Genomic DNA, 20,594 nt, shown 5'->3' on the forward strand with positions numbered 1-20,594 from the left:
TTAACCTTTTATTTTGCTTATTTTTGGGCGAAAGTTTAGCCAAAAATGCTTTTAAATATGATAAATCAGGCATTATGAAAAATTAATTTTTAAAGGCTAAAATGTGAAAAATTCTTTAAAGGAGAGAGTTATGAAAAAGATAGTATTTGCCGTTATTTGCGGACTATTTTTAGTTGGTTGTGCTAAAAATGAGCCAAAGCCAGCAAGCCACGAAGGTTGCGGTTGTCCTCATCATCAAAAAATGATGCAAGAAAATATGCCAAGCTGCCCATATCATGGCATGCAAGGGGCGATGCATGAGCAAATGCCAGCAGGCTGCCCAGCTCACGCAAAATAGTATAAAGTGCCAAATGGCACTTTTATTTTAATATCACCTTGTCACCTTTGGTGCCAAGAACCGTCACCTTCTCTCCATTAGCTAGATTTCCATCATATTTCCAAAGTGTGCCTTTGAAATAGACCATATTTTCTCTGATCTCGCCAACTCCGGCTTCGTCTAAAAATTCCTCGTTAAAGCTCTCTTTTCTGGACATAAATTTACTCTTTAACGGTGCTTTTAAAAGCACAAGGAGCACGATCGCAATCGCTGCTGTAATTAAAATTTGATAGCTCCAAGCAAAACTAAAACCAAAATTTATAGCTCCAACTACTATAAAAGCTATGCCAAAAAATAGCAAATAAAATGAAAAAAAGATAAACTCGGTGATGCACAAAACCACACCGATTGCTATCATTATAAAAGGGCTGATCACGCCTTATCCTTAGCTAGGAAATTTTTCAAAACGCTAAGGGAGCCAATAAGCTCGGCCGCCTCATAAGGGACTAAAATTTTATCTTTTGAGCTATTTTTAGCCAGTTCACTAAACGCCCCGACCCTGTCTCGTGCGAGCAGAAATTCAGCCGCATTTGCATTTTTACTCATGCTATCATTTATCATATCCATAGCCTCTTTTTGAGCCGTTGCGATGGCTATTTGCTCGTATTTTTTCGCATCAGCCATACGCTCGATCGCCTCTGCTTGAAGCACTTTTTCTTGTTTTAGCGCTTCGGCGTTGCGTATTAAAGCCTCTTTTTCAGCCAAGGCTTTTAGCTCGATCGCGCGTTTTTCACGCTCAGCCTTCATCTGCATATTCATCGCCTCTTCGATACCAAGTGGGACAGAAATTTCAGAAATTTCAACCCTCATGATCTTTACACCCCAGTTGCCAGCAGCGTCGCCAAGAGCCACTTGAAGTGCGGCATTTAGGCGGTCACGTGAGCTTAGTGTATCGTCAAGATTCATCGCACCTATCTCGCCACGAAGCGTAGTCATGGCTAAATTTGCAATGGCACGCTTATAATTATCGACATTATAAACTGCCATTTTTGCGTCAAAGACCTTCAAAAAGACGATACCATCGACGCTTATGTTTACGTTATCTTTTGTGATGACTTGCTGTTTTGTGATGTCTACAAGCTGCTCTTTTACGGTGATTATCGCTCTTATTTGATCGACAAATGGGATGATTATGTGAAATCCGCCATCAAGCACTTTGTGAAATTTGCCAAGTCGCTCAATGAGTAGATTATCAGCTTGTGAGACGATCTTGATGCCAGCCTTTAAAAACAAGAACGCAAAGATAACCAGAACTACGACTAAAATGCCAAATGCTTCGATTTGCATTTTTACTCCTTTAATTTATAATTTGTTATTTTCTTAAGTATTATAATACATTTTAAATTTTATTTTCAAAAAGGATTAGCATGAAAAATTTTATATTTGCACTAAGTGCGACTCTACTTTTGGCAGGTTGTGCCTCATCTAGCCAAAACGCAAACGTCCCACAAGGCAAATGTGAAGTAAAAAGTAGCTGCGAAGCTCCAATTAGCAGCATCGAGGGCACTTATAAAGCATTTTTACCTTGCGCTAGTTGCATGGGTGTTGATTCACGCTTAATATTAAAAAAAGATGGCACATTTGAAAGCGTGATGGACTATAAGTCAAAAGACAACTACAAAGCCGTTAGTAAAGGCAAATACTCAATCGAAAATGGTGTGATAACAACGATTGATGAGTATAAAGAAAAAAGCTTTTATAAAATAGAAGGCGAGAACCTAAAAATGCTAGATATGGATCAAAAAGAGGTCACTGGCGAGTTAAAAGATAAATACATCTTTAAACGCGTAAAATAAATTTTAAAGGCAAAATGATATAATTTTGCAATTTTTAAGGAGTTGCAAATGAAATATCTTTTTGCCATACTTATCTCATTTTTCATCCTTGGCTGCGCAAAAAATGAAAATTTAGAGCCAAATCAAAGCACACAAAATACAGTAAAAGAAGACAAGCCGTTAGTTCAGGCAAATACACCCAAAAAGCCAGAAAAGCTAATACTTCCAAACTCAATTTATAGTAGTTTTCACACTATTTTGCCTTGCCCAAACTGCGAAGGCATAAAAACTATCATTACGCTAAATAAAGATAAAACCTACACAAAGACAATGCTTACTATGGATAAAGAAGTAAGCTTGGTTGAAAAAAATGGCACATTTGATGTTGATGATAGTGCTATCATTTTAAAAGATGAAAATGGCAATCTTAGCTATTTCGCACCAAATAAAAACTCACTTCTTCAGCTTGATGACAAGAAAAATAAGCGAGTTGGCGTACTAGCTCAAATTTATAATTTTGAACCGGTAAATAAAGCTTACAAAGATAGTTTTTTTGCTAAATTTTATAAATTTAAAAACAAAGATAACTTTTTAGATATCGTAATCGTGCCAAGTAAAAATGGTGCAAAAATAAGTTTTTATTCATCATTAAAAAATGGCTCACCACTTTGTGAGTTTAGCTCTGAGCTACTTTACGACAAAGGAATTTTTTACCTTTTAGATGAAAAAGGCATTGCTCTAAGCATACACAGGATAAATAATGCAATTTTTCTAGTAGCAAACGATAAAATTTGTAAAAATGCTCACATAAGCGGACGATATAAAAAAGATAAAGATCAAAAAAATCTCTTTGGTAAAGGTTTTTTTGCAGAGCTGACAAACGAATCAGCAAATAGAGATGTGATAAAAATTTATGGCTCAAAAAACATAAAACGGGATAACACAAAAAAAGAAAGCAGCTACATCGTAACAAGTAAAAATGAAAGAATTTTTGAATACACCTTGCTAAATGGCATTATCACAAGCATTGAAATTTACTCAAACGAGTTTAAAACTCCAGAAAATATCAGCCTTAAATCAAATTTCAAAGATATAAAAAATTCTCTTGTCATTTCTAAATTTCGTAGTGATAAAAGCAACATCTATCTAAAAATAGATAGCCACGATATGCTAATCACACTAAAAAATCCAATTGCCAAAGAGATAACAGGCCTAAACGATATCCCAGATGAAACAAAGATAGAGCAAATAACGCTAATGTGGAATCAATAAGTTGAAAGAATATCTTAAACTTTTAAAAGAAGAGAAAAATTTTCGCCTCTTAAGCATCATTCAGCTTATATGCTATTTTGGCGTATGGTTTTCGCACACAGGTATTTTTACCCTTCTTATCAAGCTTGACGCTCCTGTTTGGGCGATTACGCTAAGTGCAGCGATGGCATTTATCCCAGGTGTTGTCATAGCTCCGTTTAGTGGAATTTTAGTTGATAAATTTAGCCCAAAACCAATGCTTGTCATCATGATGGCAGTTGAGACGATAAGCGTTTTCATGCTTCTTTTTATAGACTCACTTGATTTTTTATGGTTACTTTTACTTATCATTTTTATTAGAAATGGCACTGGCGGAATGTATTTTCAAGTAGAGATGAGCGTGCTGCCAAAAATTTTAAGCAAAGAAAATCTCAAACTCGCAAACGAGATCCACTCTATCATCTGGGCAGTCTCATACACCGCTGGTATGGGGCTAGCTGGAGTTTATATACACTTTTTTGGTATTAAAAGCGCATTTTTGCTTGATGGCATACTATACATTTTTAGCTTTGGATTTTTATATTTTTTAAATTTACAAGGTCTAAAGCCAGAATTTATAGAAAAACCACTAAAAATGCTAAAAAATGGCCTTGTGTATTTAAAAGAAAACAGGCTTATCGTGCATCTTATATTTTTGCACGCCTTTGTTGGCATTACCGCTTATGATGCATTGATCGCACTTTTGGCTGATTACAAATACGCAAATTTACTCTCAACATCGCTAGTTATAGGATTATTAAATACTTCAAGATCCATTTCGCTTATGTTTGCTCCAGCCATACTTAGTAAATTTATAAATAAAAATACGCTTATTTTCGTATATATCGGTCAAGGCCTTGGTATTATTATTTGGGCTTTATCGCTTTGGAATTTTTATCTATCGCTTATTGGCATTATCTTTGCTGGATTTTGCACATCAAGTCTTTGGAGCTACACTTATACAATGCTTCAGCAAAACTGCAAAAAAGAATTTTATGGCCGAGTGATTGCATATAACGATATGGTTTTTCTTGGCTTTAGCGCTCTCATTTCATTTATCATTGGTCTGCTTTATGATATTGGACTTAGCGTTGAGATGATTGCAAGTTTTATGGGAAGCCTCTTTTTTATAGGGGCTTTTTACTATCACATCGTATTAAAAAGCTACAAAATAAGGTGATTGATTTTAAATTAAGTCGCCTAAGTTAAAAGGCGACTTGGCAAATTTTTATTTTTTTAGATAGTATGTAGTTCCATTTGAAAAGCGCTTTTCATAAGCTGGAGTGTAAGGCACAAGATCAGCGTGCCCAGCGTAAAGCCTACCATCTGGCTTAAGCAATTTATGAAGCCTCTCAACGCATTTTAATCTAAAATCATCATCAAAATAGATCATCATATTTCTTGAAAGCACAATATCAAATTTTCCTAGATTAAAAATAGCATCATCAAAAACATTTAAAATTTTAAACTCACACCTTGGTAAAATTTCTTTTTTTATCTTAAATTTATCATCGACTTTTGTAAAAAATCTCTCTTTTTGAAAATCGCTTAATCTATGCAAGCTCCTCTCACTAAAAATACCATTTTGACAGCTTGCTATGGCTTCTGAGTTTATGTCTATACCTACGATTGAAATTTCATGCTGTTTAAATCCCATCTCATAAGCAAGCATTGCAAGCGAATATGACTCATCTCCAGTAGAGCAAGGAGCACACAAAATTCTAGCTCCTCCAAGCTCCTTTGCGTAATATATCACATCTTTAAGTTGAGGCAACTCTCTATAAAAATAAGTCTCATTTACAGTTACTAGATTTAAAATGTCTTGTCGCAAGCTTGAGTTATATCTTATCATCGAAACAAGATCTTTAAAACTTTTTATCTGGCGATCTCTAATAAAAATGGTAATTCGCTGCAATGTAATATCTCTTTTTGGTTCCAGATCAACTCCGCAAAGAGTTTTGATAACATTCATAAATTCATTAAAACTATCCATATCTTGTGAAGTATTTGTTTGCATTGTTTTTGTATCTTTTGCATCATTAGTTAATAGCATTTAAAAAATCCTCCAGCTCTTTTTTTATCATAGTTAGATTTAATGATTTTAAGCTTTGATTTAGCTCTTTTGCACGTTTTGGCATACCATAAACTATCGCGCTCTCTTCATTTTCAGCTATACATTTTGCTCCAGCCTTATAAAGCTTATCAAGCCCAGATGCACCATCATCTCCGATGCCAGTTAGCAAGATAGCTAGGACATTTGCGCTTTTACAAATTCCAACTCCAGATTTAAACAACACATCAACATTTGGCGTATATATAGTCTTTTCTTCTGTATTTGGTTTTGCACTGATTGGTAAATTTGGTGATACCACTACATTTTGCTCGCAAACATATACGGTATTTTCTTTTAAAATTTTCCTCTCATTTAAAATTTCAACATCCAAGCCACACTCTTTTCCGATTTGCATAGCAAAAGAGTTTATAAACATTTTATTCATGTGCTGGGCTATCACGATGATAGCTCCATTTAGTTTTACGTTTTTTAATAACTTTTTTAAATGCCCAGGCCCGCCAGTAGACGCCCCTATTAATATTAATTTTTGTGCCACAAATAGCCTTTAAAATTTTAATTTAATATTTAACTTACACCACTTTTTGTATATCGTCAATATCCCCGCCACTCTTTATATGTCTTGCTAATTTTTAAGCAAATTTATAGATCATTTCTTTGTGATCTTATACAAAAAGCTAAAAATTTCAGCAACAGCTTTATATAAATTTGGTGGAATTTCTTGATCAACTTCAACCTTGCTTAAAATTTCAATAAGATCAGGATCCTCTTTGATCGGTATATCATGCTCTTTTGCAAGATCAATTATTCTATTTGCTATCTCACCAGCGCCACTAGCCAGCACTCTTGGAGCATTATCTTTAGATCTGTTGTAGCCAAGAGCTACTGCTTTTTTCTTATTTACTTGCATTAAATTTTCTTATCAAAGCCCACATCAAGGCCACCAAATTTTTTAAATCTATCATTTAGCTTTACTTTTGACAAAGTTTTGATATTAAAGTTTGAAACTATGAGTCCAAGCTTTGATATTGCTTGTTTTAATTCACTAGAGTTTGAAAGGATTAGCTCCTTAAACTCATTTGTTTGCGTAGCTACCGAAAGATCAATATACCTTTTATCAATAAGTCCAACCATCACATTTATCTGTCCAAATTTCTTAAAATTCAGATCGATCTGAGCGTAAAATTTATCCTTTTTGCCTTGCTTAAATGCGATATTTCCACCCTCAACGCCATCCCAAATATAAGGCATATAAGTTTGAATCCCGCCTTGAAGGCTTGATATCATTTGATGCATCTCGATCTGCGAAATCATCTTATTTGCAGCATTTACGCTTTGCGGGTTTTGACTTTTTTCACTAATATTTAAAAGCGTACTTTTTATATCTTGGCTTAGCACCTTTGAAATTTCGCTGCTATTTTTAGTCGTAATGTTATTTATATCGTTTGTAGCGAGATTTAGTTGTTTTAAAAGTGCCTTACTCTCACTTAGCTCATTTTTAGCCAAACTTGCCTTAGCATCAGCAAGACTTAGGCTATGAGCAAGACGTCTCGCTGCACTTTGGAGCTTATCTTGCAAGCTACCATCCTTCGAGACATCGCTCATCTCATTAAACGCTTTTACAAGCCCTGCTTCATCGCCTATATTATTTAGCGTTTTTAAATCGTTTTTTATGCTATCAAGGATAGTTTTTAGCTCTTTGTGATTTTGGCTAAAACCAAAATTTTGATTTAGCTTTTCATTTGCTAGGCTTGCGACTTTCTCGCTTAAATTTGAGATGAAATTTTGCATTTTGCCTATTTGATTTTTTACTAGCTCGCCATTTTGATCTTTTGAAAAATTTTTATCTAAAAATTTAACCACACTATCAAGCTTATCAACATCTTTTAAAAGGGTTTTTATGTTTGAGTTATCAAGGATATTTTTTGTGTCATTGCTCGCTTTTTCAAGTATAGAAGCAAGCTTTGAAAAAGAGTTTTGATTGTCTAATTTTTCATCATTTAGGGTTAAAATTTGATTTAGTAAATTCCCGCTTGAGAGATTTTTTATATCGCTTAGTAGCTTCTGAACCGAGCTTGGAAGCTTCTCTGGACTAAGTGCATCTTTTAAATTTGCTTCAAGCATTACGCCTGAGTTTTTGATCTGATCATTTAGTGAGCCGGCTTTTAGATCGGCTATTGGTTTTAGAAATTCTTTTAGCTTTAGTGCAAGGCTCTTTATCTCAGGGCTTTCATTCTGCGTTGCTTCAGCCTCTAAGCTTTTCGCAAGGTCTGATAGCTCGCCCACTAAATTTGGAGCGATTTTCGTATCTTTTGCCTGAGATAAAATTTGTTCAGCCTTGCTAAGACTTGAAGCACTTTTTAGATCATCAAGTACTCTTGCAACGAGTTTCCCAACATTATCAAGTGTCTCTGAAATACTCTGCTCACTAGGCGTTTGTACGCTTGGCTGATTTTTAAAAAGCGAGCCTTCATTTTTACGAACTGGCACATTTTGAGTAGCATTTTGCCCGGTTTGAACCGAAGTATTTGATATATTCAAAGAATTTCCTACGTCCATTTTTTACTTTTTATTTTTTCTATCGGCAAAATTTCCATTTTGCTCAATAGTAGCGATACCAGCCGTCCTTGCAACGAGCCTATCGTTATACTCTTTTCTCATGTGCTGTGGTATAGTTTTTTGCGTTAGCGCAAATAAAATAAGCCCGGCAAAAAGCACCAAATAAACATAGATAAAGCCAAATGCTCCAAAAATTTTCATCGCATAGCTCATAAGAAGCGGCGAAAAAAGCGAAGCCAAAGAGTAGCTAAATAGCAAGGCACGTGCGACTTGCACGCTCTTTGTCTTGTCTGTGATCTCATCATTTGCCCTAGCCAGAGAAAGCCCATAAGTGCAAAAAATTCCAGCCCCAAAAAAGAATGAAAGCAGATATTCAACCGTTAAATTTTTGCCATTTAGCAAAAACAAAACCGCGCTTATTAAAGCCACACTGCTACAAAGCAAAATAGCTGGCCTTCTGCCATATCTATCAGAAAAACTACCGATAAAAACTTGAGCTAAAAAGCCTCCGATCATCGCAACCGTCATAAAAAACGATGCCTCTTTTGTGCCGTATCCTTGAAGCAAGACAAAAAGGCTTGCCATCGAAAAAAAGCCGTTTATTGCTAAGCCTGCAATGAGCGCGCCAACAAGAGCAAGCGGAACGATACCAAAAATTTTTGGAATATTTATGGGCTGACGCTCTGGGATTTGAGGCTGATTTATACGGATCAAATTTAATGGAATGCTTGAGAGCATGATAAAAGCTGCACTTATGATAAAAATTTCAAAGGTATTAAGATCAAGCGCCAAGATCAAAATGCCAAGTCCAAAACTCGTGTAAAAAACGCCTTCATAAAAGGCTATCACGCGAGATCTTATTTTATTTGGAATTTTTGCATTTAGCCAGCTTTCTATAACCATCAAAAGCGCGTAGTAGCAATATCCCAAAAATGCACGCAATATCGCCCAGAATGCTAAATTTTGATTTACCGCATGAAGCATAGCTGAGACTGCAAAAATGGCTGAAAAGATGGCAAAGGCTCTGATGTGGCCAGTAGTTGAGATGACTCTGTGGGCTGTAATAGTGCTAATTAACGCACCCACAAAAAAGCCTGTATTGATTAATCCAATCTCTAGCTCACCCACTCCGTTTTGCTTAAGAAGTGCGCTACAAGATGCGATGACTAGGCCATTTCCGATAAAAAGCAAACTCATACCCAAAAATAGCGGTCCCATCGAACGGATGATCCTAAAGCTACTTGCCATCAGTATCCTTTATGGTATTAAATTTATTCTCCATAAGCCCAAAAACAAATGCACCAATAGGCATCGGGGCAAGCCCCACTAAAAAACCAGACACATTTAGTAAATTTTCATTTTTTAAAAATATAAATCCAAAAAAAAGTATCGCATAAGCGACCAAGCGGTAAGGCATAAAGGCTGCTGCGAAACTCTTATCTTTAAATGAAAATCTCTGCTTTTTTAGCCTTGCTTTTTCTTCTTTTAGGCTAAATTCTTTTGTCTCATTTTGCACCAAATTTTCATCATCTTCATCGTCCTCTTCTTCTATCTTGGCTAAAATTTCCTCTCTAGCATTTTCTAGCCGAGAATTTATGCGGTTTTTATAGGCAAAAAAGCTAGCTGTTAAAATGATAAGCGAAGCAAAAAATGAAATTTGCGAGCTTATGAAAAATTGATTTGATATAAATTTGCCAACCACGCTAAGGGCTAGCCAAAGCGCAAAGTAGCAAATAAAAATCCTGCTAATCGTCCTCGTCATCATCGTCTTTTTTATAGCCCTTATATCTAGTCTCATCCTTTAGCTCATCTAGGCTTTTAACCTGTGCTTTGTAAGCTTTATAGACATTTAAAATGGCAGCTGCGATGCCAATAGCAAAGCCTATCCAAAGAGCTGGCGTGAAATTTGTAGCCTTTTTTACAAAATACCCTAGTCCAGTGCCAAGCAAGATCGCAACTACGATTGAAACGCCAAGACTTAGTTGCTCAGCACCCGCTACGATATCTTTTATCTTAAATTTTGCCATTAAGCTTTTATCTCCAAAAATGCCTCTTTAGCTGCATTTACCGCTAGATCGATATCCGCTTCACTCATCGCATCGCAGACAAATCCAGTCTCAAACTGACTTGGCGCTAGATAAATTCCACGCTTAAGCATAGCTTGGTGAAATTTAGCAAAGAGTTTTGTGTCACTCTTTAGCGCATCATCGTAGTTTTTTACTGCATGATCTGTAAAAAAGTAGCCAAACATAGAGCCACGAACCTCGGTTTGAATGGTGATGCCAGCACTTTTTGCTGCCTCTTTAAAGCCGTCCATTAACTTTGTAGCAAGCTTTTCAAGTCTAGCGTATAAATTTGGATCACTATTTATCTTTGAAATCGCCGCTATACCAGCACTCATCGCCACTGGATTGCCACTTAGCGTACCTGCTTGATAGACAGCACCATCTGGGCTTAAGCAGTCCATTATCTCAGCCTTACCTCCAAATGCAGCGACGTTCATGCCTCCGCCTATGACCTTACCAAATGTAATGAGATCAGCGTCCACCTCGTGAAATGGATATGAGCCAAGGCGAGAAGCTCTAAAACCGCTCATAACCTCATCAAGGATAAGCACAGCACCAAATTTATCGCAAAGCGCTCTAAGCTCCTCTAAAAATTTCTTATCAGCTGGTACAAGCCCCATATTTCCTGCAATTGGTTCGATTATGACGACGCCGATTTTGTCTTTATTATTTTCAAAGATGGCTTTTACGCTCTCGATATCGTTATAAACTGCTAGATAAGTGTTTTTCACAACATCTTGTGGCACACCGCTGCTTGAAGCGTTGCCGTATGTCGTAGCGCCACTTCCTGCTTTTATAAGAAGTGCATCGCTGTGTCCGTGATAGCAGCCTTCAAATTTTATTAGTCCATCTTTTTTAGCATATCCTCTAGCCACTCTGATAGCGCTCATAGTGGCCTCTGTGCCAGAGCTAACGAAGCGAATTTTATCTATTTGTTTAAACTCATCGCATATTAGCTTTGCAAGAGCTGTCTCTTTTGGTGATGGCGCGCCGTAAGAGACGCCTTGTTTTACAGCAGAGATGATCGCTTCTTCTATGTCTTTGTCGCAGTGGCCAAATATGAGCGGTCCCCAGCTTTGAATGAAGTCAAGGTATTTTTTACCCTCTACGTCGTATAGATAAGCGCCCTTTGCGTGATCTATCATCACAGGCTCACCTCCAACGCTGCCAAATGCACGAACAGGTGAATTTACGCCACCTGGGATATATTTTTTGGCTTCGCTAAATGCTTCTTTATTTGTCATTTTTTATCCTTTTGATTTTGTGTTTTTAAATTTATTTTTTGATTATCTTTTGGGTTTGTAGCTGGTTTAGTCGGTGTTTTTACCACTGGTGTAGCAGCTTTTGCTGACTCAGCTGGCTTAGCCGTGGTAGTTTTAGCTGGCTCTACTGGTTTTGTAGCAGGAGCGACTTTAGCAGATTGCTCTGGCTGTTTTTGCGTCGTATCAGCGGAAACTGGCTTGCCCAAATTTTGCGCTTTTGCTGCTTTTAAAGGAGTACTTATCTTATTCGTAATGTATTCATAAAGAATAGTAGTCTCCTCGTCTGTCAAAAAGTAGCTTGGCATGACACCTTTTGGCTTTGTTAGAGCTGCTTTAAAGCTCTCAAAATCTATATCATTTATTTTTGGCGCTCTAAGCTCATCGTCAACCGTTTTGTTTACCTTTTTATCAAAGTGTTTATATTTAGATATGAGACTACCCTCGCCCTTTGTGCCGTGACATTTATCGCATCCTATGCCACGTGGATTTAGGTAAAGCATCTTGGCATATTCGGTCTTTGTGATAAAATCAGCTCCAAAAATCACCACACAAAAAAGCAAAAACAAAAAAACAGACCGCATAAACCTCTCTTTAAAAATTTTAATTTAATTTTAGGTATGATACCACCCTTGTGATTAAAAAAGCTTTTAAATAAGGATCCAATATGAAAATTTTAGACGGCAAAGCCGTATCTTTAAAGGTCAAAGAAAGCGTAAAAGTAAGAGCTGAAGAACTAAAAAAATTTGGCGTAGAGCCAACCTTAGCTGTCATCTTAGTAGGCGAAGATAAAGCATCTCAAACATATGTTAGAGCCAAAGAGAAAGCCTGCAACGAATACGGCATAAAAAGTGTAGCCCACCGTCTAAGCGAAAATACAACCCAAGCAGAGCTTCTAGCGCTTATAAATGTGCTAAATTTAGACGATAGCATCCATGGAATTTTAGTGCAGTTGCCACTTCCAAAACATATAGATACAAACACCGTTTTAGCAACGATCGATCCAGCAAAAGACGTAGATGGCTTTCACGCTGTAAATGTTGGCAAACTTGTCAGCGGCCTTGATGGTTTTGTGCCTTGCACACCGCTTGGCGTGATGGAAATTTTAAAAGAGTATGGCATTGACGTAGCTGGGCTAAACGCGGTTGTTATAGGTAGAAGTAATATCGTTGGCAAGCCTATGGCAAATTTACTTTTAAACGCGTCAGCAACCGTTACGATCACTCATAGCAAGACTAAAAATTTAAAAGAAATTTGCAAAAACGCTGACCTCATAGTTGCAGCCATTGGCAAGCCATTTTTCTTAAAGGCTGATATGGTAAAAGATGGCGTAGTAGTCGTTGATGTGGGTATAAACAGACTTGATGATGGCAGACTTGTAGGCGATGTGGACTTTGATGAAGTCGCACCAAAATGCTCATACATCACGCCTGTTCCTGGTGGCGTGGGTCCGATGACCATAGCCATGCTTTTAAATAATACAATCCTTGCAGCCCAAGCTAAGATAGCTAGCCACAAAAGAGCGTAATAATGAAAAAATTTTTTACTAAATTTTATGACTTTTGCTCGAGCTGGACTGGCACAGTCATCATCGTGCTTTTTGTTATATTTTTCATAGCTCAAGCCTTTGTTATCCCGTCTGGTTCGATGAAAAATACGCTTTTGGTTGGTGATTTTTTATTTGCAAAAAAATTTGTTTATGGCATACCAACACCAAGAATTCCATGGCTTGAGGTAAAAATTTTACCCGAGCTAAATGACAATGGGCATCTTATCACAGGCGATGGTCCGGCAAGAGGCGATATAGTCGTCTTTCGTTATCCAAAAGATGAAAAGACCCACTTTGTAAAACGCTGCTTTGCCACAAGCGAAGATGAGATAGTATTTACCGAAAAAGCCCTCTATCTACGCCCAAAAGAGGGAGATGATTTTATAAAGGCAAACTGCCGTGAAAATTTAAACGGCAAAGAGAGTAAATTTGGCTACTCATGTAGCGATATAGCCGAGCTTGATGGCAAACTTTTCATAAAAGAGCCATATAGATTTAGTGGCATCCACTATGACGAAAATGTAAATTTATTTGAGCAGATGATTTTCATGCTAAATACAAACAAAGATAGTGTTTTTATGAAGCTAGTGTCCATTAGCTCACTACCGCAAAATCCAAATTTTAACCTTAATGCATTTTACGTCAAAGTGCCAAAGGATGAGTACTTTATGATAGGCGACAACCGCGATCACTCAAATGATAGCCGTTTTTGGGGAAGCGTAGCTTACAAGGACATAGTCGGACAGCCTTGGTTTATATATTTTAGCTGGGACAAGAACTACAATGTGCGCTGGGAGCGTATCGGACGCTTTGTAGATACGATAGAAAATGACGAATTTTTCACTAACAAAGCTCTAAAAGAAGGCGAAGTAGATGGGCTTCATTGATAACATAGACATAGTTAAAGTCGCCACTATCGTCATCTCTTTAATAATCGCCATCGTCGGTCACGAGATCGCCCATGGCTATGTCGCTTATAAATTTGGCGATAACACAGCAAAAAATCTTGGCAGACTTAGCATAAATCCTATAAAACATATTGACCCAGTTGGCACTATCATCGTGCCGCTGGTACTTTACCTAAGCACTGGCATGATGTTTGGCTGGGCAAAACCAGTGCCTGTAAATACCTACACAGTCGTGCGAAATGGCGGATATAAAGCAGCTATCTACGTAAGTCTAGCTGGCATTTGCTATAACATTATCTTGGGCATCTTATCGCTTTTTGTGTTAAAGGCTTTATTAAATATAGAAACCTTTGAAATTTTACTTCAGTTTTTATTTACGCTTGCGCTTTTAAATTTGATGTTAGCCATCTTTAACCTCTATCCGATCCCGCCACTTGACGGCTTTCACGCGCTCGAGTACGCACTTAGAAATTTTGGCTTTCACGCACTAGCTGAAAAGCTTGAGAGCATCTCACGATACGGCTTTGTCATCCTTATCATCATCCTCGTCTCGCCTTTAAAAGATACCATTTTTTATCCGACAAGATATGTTTTAAATATTGCAAGCGCTTTTATAAATGGCTAAATTTAGAGCAAATTTGCTCTAAATTTTTGGCTTTGTGATCTTGTAAGAGTACTCTTTTTTAAATTCCTCTTTTGGCGCAAGCCTAAATTTAAGCTCCACCTTGCCATCTTTGCTGATATCTTTTTTGCCAAAGCCCTTTACCTCGACCTTTACTGCCTCATCGGCAGACACTGGCACACGATCGACCAAAGTAACATCAACGCTCTTACTTGAATTATTTTTGACACTTATCTCATAGCCCTCTTCACTTATGCGCTCTTTGCCAAGAAGTGAGCTTTTTTTAAATTTATTCAAGCGCTCTTTTTTAAGCTCGATTAGCTCGTTTTGTCCTAAAAAGAGCTGAGATGGCTCATCTTTTGCTTTCATCTCAAACTCGCTTGGACTGCCAACACTCACACCATTAACATAAAACTGCGTTTTAGCTGGCGTTAGATCATCATTTAGCTTAAGGCTAGCTACGTTATATGCCTTTAGCGAGCCGTAAAAATCAGCAAAAACGCTAAAATTTGCGTCCATTTTTTGTGTGTCATAAGTTATATATTTGCTCTCGCCTTTTGCTAAATTTATCCCATCTATCTTCCAAATTTTGGCAAACTCATTCTCATCTCTTTGCACACGCATATCAGCGACCTCAGCAGTGACTTTCGCAGCTTTTAGCATATTTTTTGAAGCGCCGTAACCATCAGCCTCCGCCTCACTCTCCTCATACCAAGGGTAAAACTTGCTTGGAGCAAGCGCCTTTTGATATCTGGTTGGATAGATAGCGAGCTTTAAATTTTTAACTTCACTGGCAAATGGGTTGGTGAGCAAAACTTCTTGTTTTATCAAGATATTTTTGTTTTTTGTGTCTGCATAAATTTCATTTAGCGTCTTTGGGGCCTCATCATCCATATATGATAACGTCGCCTCTTTTGGGTCGCAAGCAAATTTCATATCAAGCTGCAAAAATCCAGCCATCTCGCTTTTTGGCTCATTTTCTTTAAGCGCTTCAAGCTCACTTTTAGCAGCTGAAATTTTCTCGATATTTTCTAGGCTAAATTTATAAAACTCATCAGCTCTTTTTGTCACATCGTTACTTTTGTTTTCTCCTATCAAAGCTTGCTCTATAAACCTGCCTCTTGCATTTAGCGCCTCAAGTTTATTATTTAAATTTACAACTTCTTGCTTCCATTTTATGTAACTTTGGCTATTTTCTTCGCTGATCTTTTTTAGATTAGCATTCGCGTCACAATCCCCATTTATAGTGATGCTCTCACTCTCCACACCCTCTGGCACAAAGGCGCTAAAAGAGCTATTTGCGTCACTAAATTTTTGAGTGATTATGGTTTGATCCGTGTAGATCTCTATCAAATTTTCATTTGCAAAGGCTAGCGTAGAAGCCATTAAAAAGAGCGTCTTTTTCATATTTTTCCCTTTTAAGAATTTCTAAAATTATAGCCTTTTCTCACATGCAAGCAAAATTTTATTTTAATGCAACTTTGACTATAATCTGCAAAAAATTTATTGGATTTTTCATGAAAATAGATAAAATTTTTATAGCCTGCGATCATGCTGGAGTAGAGCTTAAAGCAGAGCTAAAGGAAGTCATAAAAAAGCTTGGACATGAAGTCATTGATCTTGGCACGAATGACAAAAATAGCGTTGATTATCCCGATTATGCGCACTTACTAGCAAGCAAGCTTGAACCTAAATGCTACGGCGTACTCATTTGTGGCACAGGTATCGGCATTTCAATCGCTGCAAACAGGCATAAAAACGTAAGGTGTGCCCTTTGTCACGACGAATTTACTGCAAGACTTGCAAGAGAACATAACGATGCAAACGTTATCGCTTTTGGAGCAAGAGTGATTGGAGCTGGCGTGGCTACAGCAGCACTTGAAATATTTTTAAAGACAGAGTTTGCAGGCGACAGACACGAAAGAAGAGTCAAAAAAATAGAGCTTAAGGAAGCCAAATGATAGGCGAGTGGATCGTTTTTACCGCTCTTGTTTGTGCTGCGATCTACCTAACTGTCATGGTTTTTTACTTCAAAACGCTTCTAAAAAAAGAGCGTGCGACAAAAGATTTTATGAAAAATAACCTCCAAGACACCGAGGTCGTCATAAGAAAATTTCAGATCCAACTTCAGCGAAGCCTAGGCAACATCGACATCTTAACAGACGAGCTAAACAAAACTAAAAACGACGTGACCTCGCTTCGCACAAGAAATTCCCAGTACCGCTTAGAAAACGATAAGCTAAGACAACGCATACGTGAGCTTGAAGGCAAAATCGAAGCGCTACTATAACATCAAATTTAAGGAAATTTATGAAAATTTTAGATCAAAAAGGAAGAGAATTCTTACTAAACTCTATTCGCTGTATAAACGATTTTCCAAAGCCTGGCATCGTTTTTCGCGATATCACAACGCTTTTAAACAACAAAGAGGCATTTAATTTTTTGATAGATCATTTAGTGGCGAGATATGAGGGTGCAAATATCGACTACATCGCTGGCATCGAGTCTCGTGGCTTTATCTTTGGCGCAGCGCTTGCAGCAAGGCTGAGGCTACCTTTTGTGCCTATTCGCAAGCCAAAAAAACTGCCTTTTATCACGCTTTCTCAAAAATATAGCCTAGAGTATGGCGTCGATGAAGTGCAAATTCACATCGATGCTTTTGGAGAAAAAGCGGGCGCTAGAGTGCTTTTGATGGACGATCTCATAGCCACTGGCGGCACTGCAAAGGCTTCAGTTGAGCTTATCAATCAAACTAACGCAACCTGCGTAGAGGCGTGCTTTCTCATAGATCTAGTCGATCTAAAAGGTAGCGAAAAGCTAAAGTCGCTTACTAAAATTTACAGCGTTTTAGAGGTTTAGAATGGAAGAATTTTTTATAGAACTACTCAAAGAGTACGGCTACATCATACTTTTTGTCTGGTGTATCATGGAGGGCGAGATGGCCTTAATAATGGCTGGAATTCTCGCCCACACAACGCATATGCACATCGCACTTGCTATATTTGTGGCTGGACTTGGAGGCTTTGTGGGAGATCAAATTTACTTCTACCTTGGCCGTTACAATAAAAAATACATCGCAAAAAGGCTCCACGCGCAGCGGAGAAAATTTGCAGTGGCGCACATAATGCTGAAAAAATACGGCTGGCCGATCATCTTCTTGCAACGCTATATGTATGGTTTTCGTGTCATCATCCCACTTTGCATAGGACTTACGGGCTATGATGCTAAAAAATACGCCTTTATAAATTTGATCAGCGCTTGGTGCTGGGCAGCGATCACCACCATACCTGCTTGGATACTTGGCGAGCATATACTTGTGCTTCTTCAAAAAGCAAAAGAGCACTGGTACGTCGCTATCCCAGTGGTTGCCATATTTATGGGGCTTTTGATATATACATTTAAGCGCATCGAAAATAAAATTTTAAACGAAAGGAGAGACAGAAGACATGCAGTTTCAAATAGTTGATAAAAAATTAAAAGATATAAAAGCTGATATTGAACTAATTTTCGTAGTAGATAAGGACTTAAAACATAAATTTATAAGCGATAAAGAGGCTATTAAATTTAATAATTATAAAGGCGATAGTGTACTCATCCTAAGCGAGGCAAAAAGGGCTTACGTGCCGCTTTCTAAGCTTGATCTTGACGAGCTTAGAGTTGCAGCTGCGAAAGCTTATAACGCGCTAAAATCGCTAAACATTAAGAGCATAAAGCTAGCTTCTTACGTAGCAGAGTGTCAAAAACTAAGCTTTGAGGCGATAGCTGAGGGCTTTTTACTTGGAAGTTATGAATTTAACAAGTATAAAGAGAAAAAAGAGAAATACACCCTTAAAGAGATCATCTTTTCTACTGAAGAATTTGCTGGCAAAAAGATCGATCTAGAGGCTGCAAACGAGGGCTTTAAAGAGGCAGAGATAATAGCAAGTGCTACAAATTTCGCAAAAGATATCGTAAATGAAATCCCAGAAATTTACACACCACAAAAGATGGCCGATGACGCGCAAAATTTAGCCAAAAGCATCGCCAGCATAAAGTGTGAGGTCTATGACGAGAAATTTCTAGCAAAAGAGAATATGAACGCATTTTTGGCGGTGAACCGCGCTAGCGTGCATAAACCAAGGCTCATCCACCTAACCTATAAGCCTAAAAAGTCTAAAAAACGCATCATCTTTGTTGGCAAAGGCCTAACATACGATAGTGGCGGACTTAGCTTGAAGCCGGCTGATTATATGCTCACTATGAAATCAGACAAAAGCGGCGCAGCAGCAGCCCTTGGCATCATAAAAGGTGCTGCGGAGTTAAATTTACCATTTGAAATTCACGCTATTTTAGGCGCCACTGAAAATATGATCGGCGGCAACGCCTATAAGCCTGATGACGTGCTTATTTCAAGAAGTGGCGTTAGCATAGAGGTTAGAAACACCGACGCAGAGGGACGTTTGGTCTTGGCTGACTGCCTAAGCTACGCGCAGGACTTTAAGCCAGATATCTTAATCGACATGGCAACCCTAACTGGCGCTTGCGTCGTGGGACTTGGTGAGTACACGACTGGTATCATGGGCAATAGTGAGAGTCTAAAAAGCGAGTTTGAAAACAAGATAAAAGATAGCGGCGAACTAGCGACTACACTTGATTTTAACCCTTATCTTAGCGAGCTTATCAAAAGCCAGATCGCAGACATTAGCAACTGCGCCTCAAGCAGATATGGCGGCGCGATCACAGCTGGCATGTTTCTAGCTAAATTTATCAAAGATGAGTATAAAGATAAGTGGCTACACCTTGATATCGCAGGTCCAGCATACCGTGAAAAGGCTTGGGGATACAACCAAGCAGGTGCGAGCGGGGCTGGCGTTAGGATGAATTTATACTTTTTACAAGCACTTAGCAAGGAGAATTGATGGGACTTTCAGTTGGAATAGTAGGCCTACCAAATGTGGGTAAATCAACGACATTTAACGCACTTACAAAGGCGCAAAATGCCGAGAGTGCGAACTATCCGTTTTGCACTATCGAGCCAAATAAAGCTATCGTGCCAGTGCCTGATAAGCGCCTAAATGAGCTTGCAAAGATAGTTAGTCCTAATAAAATTCAATATTCAACCATCGAATTCGTAGATATCGCTGGTCTTGTGAAAGGTGCAAGCTCTGGTGAGGGACTTGGCAATAAATTTTTATCAAACATCAGAGAGACAGAGCTTATCTTGCACATCGTTCGCTGCTTTGAAGATGAAAACATCACCCACGTCGAGGGTAGCGTCGATCCAGTAAGAGACATCGAGATCATCCAAACTGAGCTGATACTAGCTGACATCGAGCAGCTAAATAAAAAGATAGAAAAGCTTACAAGAGAGGCGAAAGCAAACGCAAAAGGTGCAAAAGAAGCGCTTGAGATAGCAAATTTACTTTTGGCTCACCTAAATGAAGGTAAAAGTGCAAGCAGCTTTGAACAAAAAGATAGCGAGGCATTTTTAGCGTTAAATAGAGAACTAAGACTTTTAAGCGCCAAAGAGGTAGTTTATGGTGCGAACGTCGATGAAGAAGGGCTTAGTGAAGATAATAAATTTGTAAAAGCGCTAAAAGAGTACGCAAAAGCCTCAGATCACGAGGTGATCAAGCTTTGCGCTAAAGTAGAAGAGGAGCTAATCGGACTAAGCGATGAGGAGGCTCACGAGTTTTTAGCCTCTCTTGGCACGAGTGAAAGCGGTCTTGAAAAGATCATAAGAACGTCTTTTGCAAAGCTAAATTTGATAAGCTATTTCACCGCTGGCGTCGTTGAAGTAAGAGCTTGGACGATCACAAAGGGCTGGAAAGCACCAAAAGCAGCAAGTGTCATCCACAACGACTTTGAGCGTGGCTTTATCAGAGCTGAAGTGATAAGCTACGAGGACTATATCGCACATGGCGGTGAAAACGGAGCCAAAGAGGCTGGCAAAATGAGGCTTGAGGGCAAAGATTACATCGTACAAGATGGTGATGTTATGCACTTTAGGTTTAATGTTTAAATTTAGCCCTCTTTTGGGCTAAATAGTCAAAAAATATTTAATCCTTGGGCTACATAAGGTAAATTAAAACTTCCTTATTATAGTTGATAAAAATTCTTTTGAAAAATATACTAAGCTA

25 protein-coding genes are annotated in these 20,594 nt (G+C 38.1%); 13 read left to right on the forward strand and 12 right to left on the reverse strand.

What is annotated here, in order from left to right:
- Window positions 1-130: 130 nt before the first annotated feature.
- Entirely contained in the window at window positions 131-337 is a 207-nt protein-coding gene (locus CVS93_RS03515) for a hypothetical protein (protein WP_107686600.1), read from the forward strand.
- Window positions 338-359: 22 nt separating this feature from the next.
- On the opposite strand, the gene CVS93_RS03520 is transcribed toward CVS93_RS03515, so the two are convergent.
- Entirely contained in the window at window positions 360-752 is a 393-nt protein-coding gene (locus tag CVS93_RS03520) for an NfeD family protein (RefSeq protein ID WP_021090625.1), read from the reverse strand.
- Window positions 749-1,663, reverse strand: a complete 915-nt coding sequence (locus tag CVS93_RS03525; protein WP_107686601.1) for an SPFH domain-containing protein — start codon at window positions 1,661-1,663, stop codon at window positions 749-751. Before CVS93_RS03525 ends, CVS93_RS03520 begins: the two co-directional genes overlap by 4 nt.
- An 80-nt stretch (window positions 1,664-1,743) precedes the next feature.
- On the opposite strand from CVS93_RS03525, the gene CVS93_RS03530 reads away from it, so the two are divergent.
- The 3 genes from CVS93_RS03530 to CVS93_RS03540 are packed head-to-tail and all read left to right on the forward strand — an operon-like array spanning window position 1,744 to window position 4,621.
- Complete coding sequence (locus CVS93_RS03530) at window positions 1,744-2,172, forward strand: copper resistance protein NlpE (RefSeq protein ID WP_107686602.1); 429 nt, start codon at window positions 1,744-1,746, stop codon at window positions 2,170-2,172.
- Window positions 2,173-2,220: 48 nt separating this feature from the next.
- Window positions 2,221-3,423 carry a copper resistance protein NlpE gene (locus CVS93_RS03535; protein WP_107686603.1) on the forward strand — a complete coding sequence of 401 codons (1,203 nt, stop codon included), beginning with the start codon at window positions 2,221-2,223 and terminating at the stop codon, window positions 3,421-3,423.
- 1 nt (window position 3,424) lies between these two features.
- Complete coding sequence (locus CVS93_RS03540; protein ID WP_107686604.1) at window positions 3,425-4,621, forward strand: MFS transporter; 1,197 nt, start codon at window positions 3,425-3,427, stop codon at window positions 4,619-4,621.
- Window positions 4,622-4,669: 48 nt separating this feature from the next.
- On the opposite strand, the gene CVS93_RS03545 is transcribed toward CVS93_RS03540, so the two are convergent.
- The 9 genes from CVS93_RS03545 to CVS93_RS10080 all read right to left on the reverse strand — a co-directional run bounded on the left by CVS93_RS03545 (window position 4,670) and on the right by CVS93_RS10080 (window position 11,980).
- The gene (locus CVS93_RS03545) at window positions 4,670-5,494 is read right to left on the reverse strand and encodes a CheR family methyltransferase (protein ID WP_021090925.1); all 825 of its coding nucleotides are present in this window, start codon (window positions 5,492-5,494) and stop codon (window positions 4,670-4,672) included.
- Complete coding sequence (locus CVS93_RS03550) at window positions 5,481-6,050, reverse strand: CheB methylesterase domain-containing protein (RefSeq protein ID WP_021090732.1); 570 nt, start codon at window positions 6,048-6,050, stop codon at window positions 5,481-5,483. The genes CVS93_RS03545 and CVS93_RS03550 overlap by 14 nt, the downstream gene beginning before the upstream one ends.
- A 111-nt stretch (window positions 6,051-6,161) precedes the next feature.
- Window positions 6,162-6,422, reverse strand: coding sequence for a FlhB-like flagellar biosynthesis protein (locus CVS93_RS03555; RefSeq protein WP_021090972.1), 261 nt, complete (start codon window positions 6,420-6,422; stop codon window positions 6,162-6,164).
- On the reverse strand, window positions 6,422-8,053 hold the full coding sequence (locus tag CVS93_RS03560) for a flagellar hook-length control protein FliK (protein ID WP_199907225.1): 1,632 nt from the start codon (window positions 8,051-8,053) through the stop codon (window positions 6,422-6,424). The genes CVS93_RS03555 and CVS93_RS03560 overlap by 1 nt, the downstream gene beginning before the upstream one ends.
- A gap of 21 nt (window positions 8,054-8,074) precedes the next feature.
- A complete protein-coding gene (locus tag CVS93_RS03565) occupies window positions 8,075-9,319 on the reverse strand; it encodes an MFS transporter (RefSeq protein ID WP_107686606.1) in 1,245 nt (414 codons plus the stop codon).
- Window positions 9,309-9,833 (reverse strand): hypothetical protein, encoded by a 525-nt coding sequence (locus CVS93_RS03570; protein ID WP_234400078.1) that lies wholly within the window; start codon window positions 9,831-9,833, stop codon window positions 9,309-9,311. Before CVS93_RS03570 ends, CVS93_RS03565 begins: the two co-directional genes overlap by 11 nt.
- Window positions 9,817-10,098, reverse strand: coding sequence for an AtpZ/AtpI family protein (locus CVS93_RS03575; RefSeq protein WP_103582531.1), 282 nt, complete (start codon window positions 10,096-10,098; stop codon window positions 9,817-9,819). The genes CVS93_RS03570 and CVS93_RS03575 overlap by 17 nt, the downstream gene beginning before the upstream one ends.
- Entirely contained in the window at window positions 10,098-11,381 is a 1,284-nt protein-coding gene (gene hemL / locus CVS93_RS03580; RefSeq protein WP_107686608.1) for a glutamate-1-semialdehyde 2,1-aminomutase, read from the reverse strand. The genes CVS93_RS03575 and hemL overlap by 1 nt, the downstream gene beginning before the upstream one ends.
- Window positions 11,378-11,980 (reverse strand): c-type cytochrome, encoded by a 603-nt coding sequence (locus CVS93_RS10080; protein WP_107686609.1) that lies wholly within the window; start codon window positions 11,978-11,980, stop codon window positions 11,378-11,380. Before CVS93_RS10080 ends, hemL begins: the two co-directional genes overlap by 4 nt.
- Window positions 11,981-12,063: 83 nt before the next feature.
- Here CVS93_RS10080 and folD point away from each other — a divergent pair, with 83 nt between their 5' ends.
- The 3 genes from folD to CVS93_RS03600 are packed head-to-tail and all read left to right on the forward strand — an operon-like array spanning window position 12,064 to window position 14,478.
- Window positions 12,064-12,924, forward strand: a complete 861-nt coding sequence (folD, locus tag CVS93_RS03590; RefSeq protein ID WP_107686610.1) for a bifunctional methylenetetrahydrofolate dehydrogenase/methenyltetrahydrofolate cyclohydrolase FolD — start codon at window positions 12,064-12,066, stop codon at window positions 12,922-12,924.
- Between the two features lie 2 nt (window positions 12,925-12,926).
- Window positions 12,927-13,832, forward strand: a complete 906-nt coding sequence (gene lepB / locus CVS93_RS03595) for a signal peptidase I (RefSeq protein WP_107686611.1) — start codon at window positions 12,927-12,929, stop codon at window positions 13,830-13,832.
- A complete protein-coding gene (locus CVS93_RS03600) occupies window positions 13,819-14,478 on the forward strand; it encodes a site-2 protease family protein (protein ID WP_107686612.1) in 660 nt (219 codons plus the stop codon). Before lepB ends, CVS93_RS03600 begins: the two co-directional genes overlap by 14 nt.
- Before the next feature lie 18 nt (window positions 14,479-14,496).
- Here CVS93_RS03600 and CVS93_RS03605 read toward each other — a convergent pair whose 3' ends face one another.
- Window positions 14,497-15,882, reverse strand: a complete 1,386-nt coding sequence (locus CVS93_RS03605) for a DUF4139 domain-containing protein (protein WP_107686613.1) — start codon at window positions 15,880-15,882, stop codon at window positions 14,497-14,499.
- A 110-nt stretch (window positions 15,883-15,992) separates the two neighbouring features.
- On the opposite strand from CVS93_RS03605, the gene rpiB reads away from it, so the two are divergent.
- Genes rpiB through ychF form a run of 6 tightly spaced genes read left to right on the forward strand, consistent with a single transcriptional unit; the run spans window position 15,993 to window position 20,476 of the window.
- On the forward strand, window positions 15,993-16,436 hold the full coding sequence (gene rpiB / locus CVS93_RS03610; RefSeq protein WP_107686735.1) for a ribose 5-phosphate isomerase B: 444 nt from the start codon (window positions 15,993-15,995) through the stop codon (window positions 16,434-16,436).
- Entirely contained in the window at window positions 16,433-16,765 is a 333-nt protein-coding gene (locus tag CVS93_RS03615; protein ID WP_002939538.1) for a hypothetical protein, read from the forward strand. The genes rpiB and CVS93_RS03615 overlap by 4 nt, the downstream gene beginning before the upstream one ends.
- Before the next feature lie 20 nt (window positions 16,766-16,785).
- Window positions 16,786-17,334 (forward strand): adenine phosphoribosyltransferase, encoded by a 549-nt coding sequence (gene apt / locus CVS93_RS03620; protein ID WP_107686614.1) that lies wholly within the window; start codon window positions 16,786-16,788, stop codon window positions 17,332-17,334.
- Between the two features lies 1 nt (window position 17,335).
- A complete protein-coding gene (locus tag CVS93_RS03625) occupies window positions 17,336-17,941 on the forward strand; it encodes a DedA family protein (RefSeq protein WP_084040838.1) in 606 nt (201 codons plus the stop codon).
- Window positions 17,922-19,373, forward strand: a complete 1,452-nt coding sequence (locus tag CVS93_RS03630; RefSeq protein WP_107686615.1) for a leucyl aminopeptidase — start codon at window positions 17,922-17,924, stop codon at window positions 19,371-19,373. The genes CVS93_RS03625 and CVS93_RS03630 overlap by 20 nt, the downstream gene beginning before the upstream one ends.
- A complete protein-coding gene (gene ychF / locus CVS93_RS03635) occupies window positions 19,373-20,476 on the forward strand; it encodes a redox-regulated ATPase YchF (protein WP_107686616.1) in 1,104 nt (367 codons plus the stop codon). Before CVS93_RS03630 ends, ychF begins: the two co-directional genes overlap by 1 nt.
- The last annotated feature ends 118 nt before the right edge of the window (window positions 20,477-20,594 follow it).

It is taken from the genome of Campylobacter concisus, assembly GCF_003048535.1.
GTDB lineage: Bacteria > Campylobacterota > Campylobacteria > Campylobacterales > Campylobacteraceae > Campylobacter_A > Campylobacter_A concisus_S.

Coding starts and splice junctions, on each gene's coding strand:
- CVS93_RS03555 (WP_021090972.1), bottom strand. CDS start 6,422: ATGCAAGTAAATAAGAAAAAAGCAGTAGCTCTTGGCTACAACAGATCT.
- CVS93_RS03605 (WP_107686613.1), bottom strand. CDS start 15,882: ATGAAAAAGACGCTCTTTTTAATGGCTTCTACGCTAGCCTTTGCAAAT.
- ychF (WP_107686616.1), top strand. CDS start 19,373: ATGGGACTTTCAGTTGGAATAGTAGGCCTACCAAATGTGGGTAAATCA.
- CVS93_RS03630 (WP_107686615.1), top strand. CDS start 17,922: ATGCAGTTTCAAATAGTTGATAAAAAATTAAAAGATATAAAAGCTGAT.
- CVS93_RS03575 (WP_103582531.1), bottom strand. CDS start 10,098: ATGGCAAAATTTAAGATAAAAGATATCGTAGCGGGTGCTGAGCAACTA.
- CVS93_RS10080 (WP_107686609.1), bottom strand. CDS start 11,980: ATGCGGTCTGTTTTTTTGTTTTTGCTTTTTTGTGTGGTGATTTTTGGA.
- CVS93_RS03570 (WP_234400078.1), bottom strand. CDS start 9,833: ATGACGAGGACGATTAGCAGGATTTTTATTTGCTACTTTGCGCTTTGG.
- hemL (WP_107686608.1), bottom strand. CDS start 11,381: ATGACAAATAAAGAAGCATTTAGCGAAGCCAAAAAATATATCCCAGGT.
- CVS93_RS03565 (WP_107686606.1), bottom strand. CDS start 9,319: ATGGCAAGTAGCTTTAGGATCATCCGTTCGATGGGACCGCTATTTTTG.
- CVS93_RS03515 (WP_107686600.1), top strand. CDS start 131: ATGAAAAAGATAGTATTTGCCGTTATTTGCGGACTATTTTTAGTTGGT.
- rpiB (WP_107686735.1), top strand. CDS start 15,993: ATGAAAATAGATAAAATTTTTATAGCCTGCGATCATGCTGGAGTAGAG.
- apt (WP_107686614.1), top strand. CDS start 16,786: ATGAAAATTTTAGATCAAAAAGGAAGAGAATTCTTACTAAACTCTATT.
- folD (WP_107686610.1), top strand. CDS start 12,064: ATGAAAATTTTAGACGGCAAAGCCGTATCTTTAAAGGTCAAAGAAAGC.
- lepB (WP_107686611.1), top strand. CDS start 12,927: ATGAAAAAATTTTTTACTAAATTTTATGACTTTTGCTCGAGCTGGACT.
- CVS93_RS03625 (WP_084040838.1), top strand. CDS start 17,336: ATGGAAGAATTTTTTATAGAACTACTCAAAGAGTACGGCTACATCATA.
- CVS93_RS03525 (WP_107686601.1), bottom strand. CDS start 1,663: ATGCAAATCGAAGCATTTGGCATTTTAGTCGTAGTTCTGGTTATCTTT.
- CVS93_RS03530 (WP_107686602.1), top strand. CDS start 1,744: ATGAAAAATTTTATATTTGCACTAAGTGCGACTCTACTTTTGGCAGGT.
- CVS93_RS03545 (WP_021090925.1), bottom strand. CDS start 5,494: ATGCTATTAACTAATGATGCAAAAGATACAAAAACAATGCAAACAAAT.
- CVS93_RS03600 (WP_107686612.1), top strand. CDS start 13,819: ATGGGCTTCATTGATAACATAGACATAGTTAAAGTCGCCACTATCGTC.
- CVS93_RS03615 (WP_002939538.1), top strand. CDS start 16,433: ATGATAGGCGAGTGGATCGTTTTTACCGCTCTTGTTTGTGCTGCGATC.
- CVS93_RS03535 (WP_107686603.1), top strand. CDS start 2,221: ATGAAATATCTTTTTGCCATACTTATCTCATTTTTCATCCTTGGCTGC.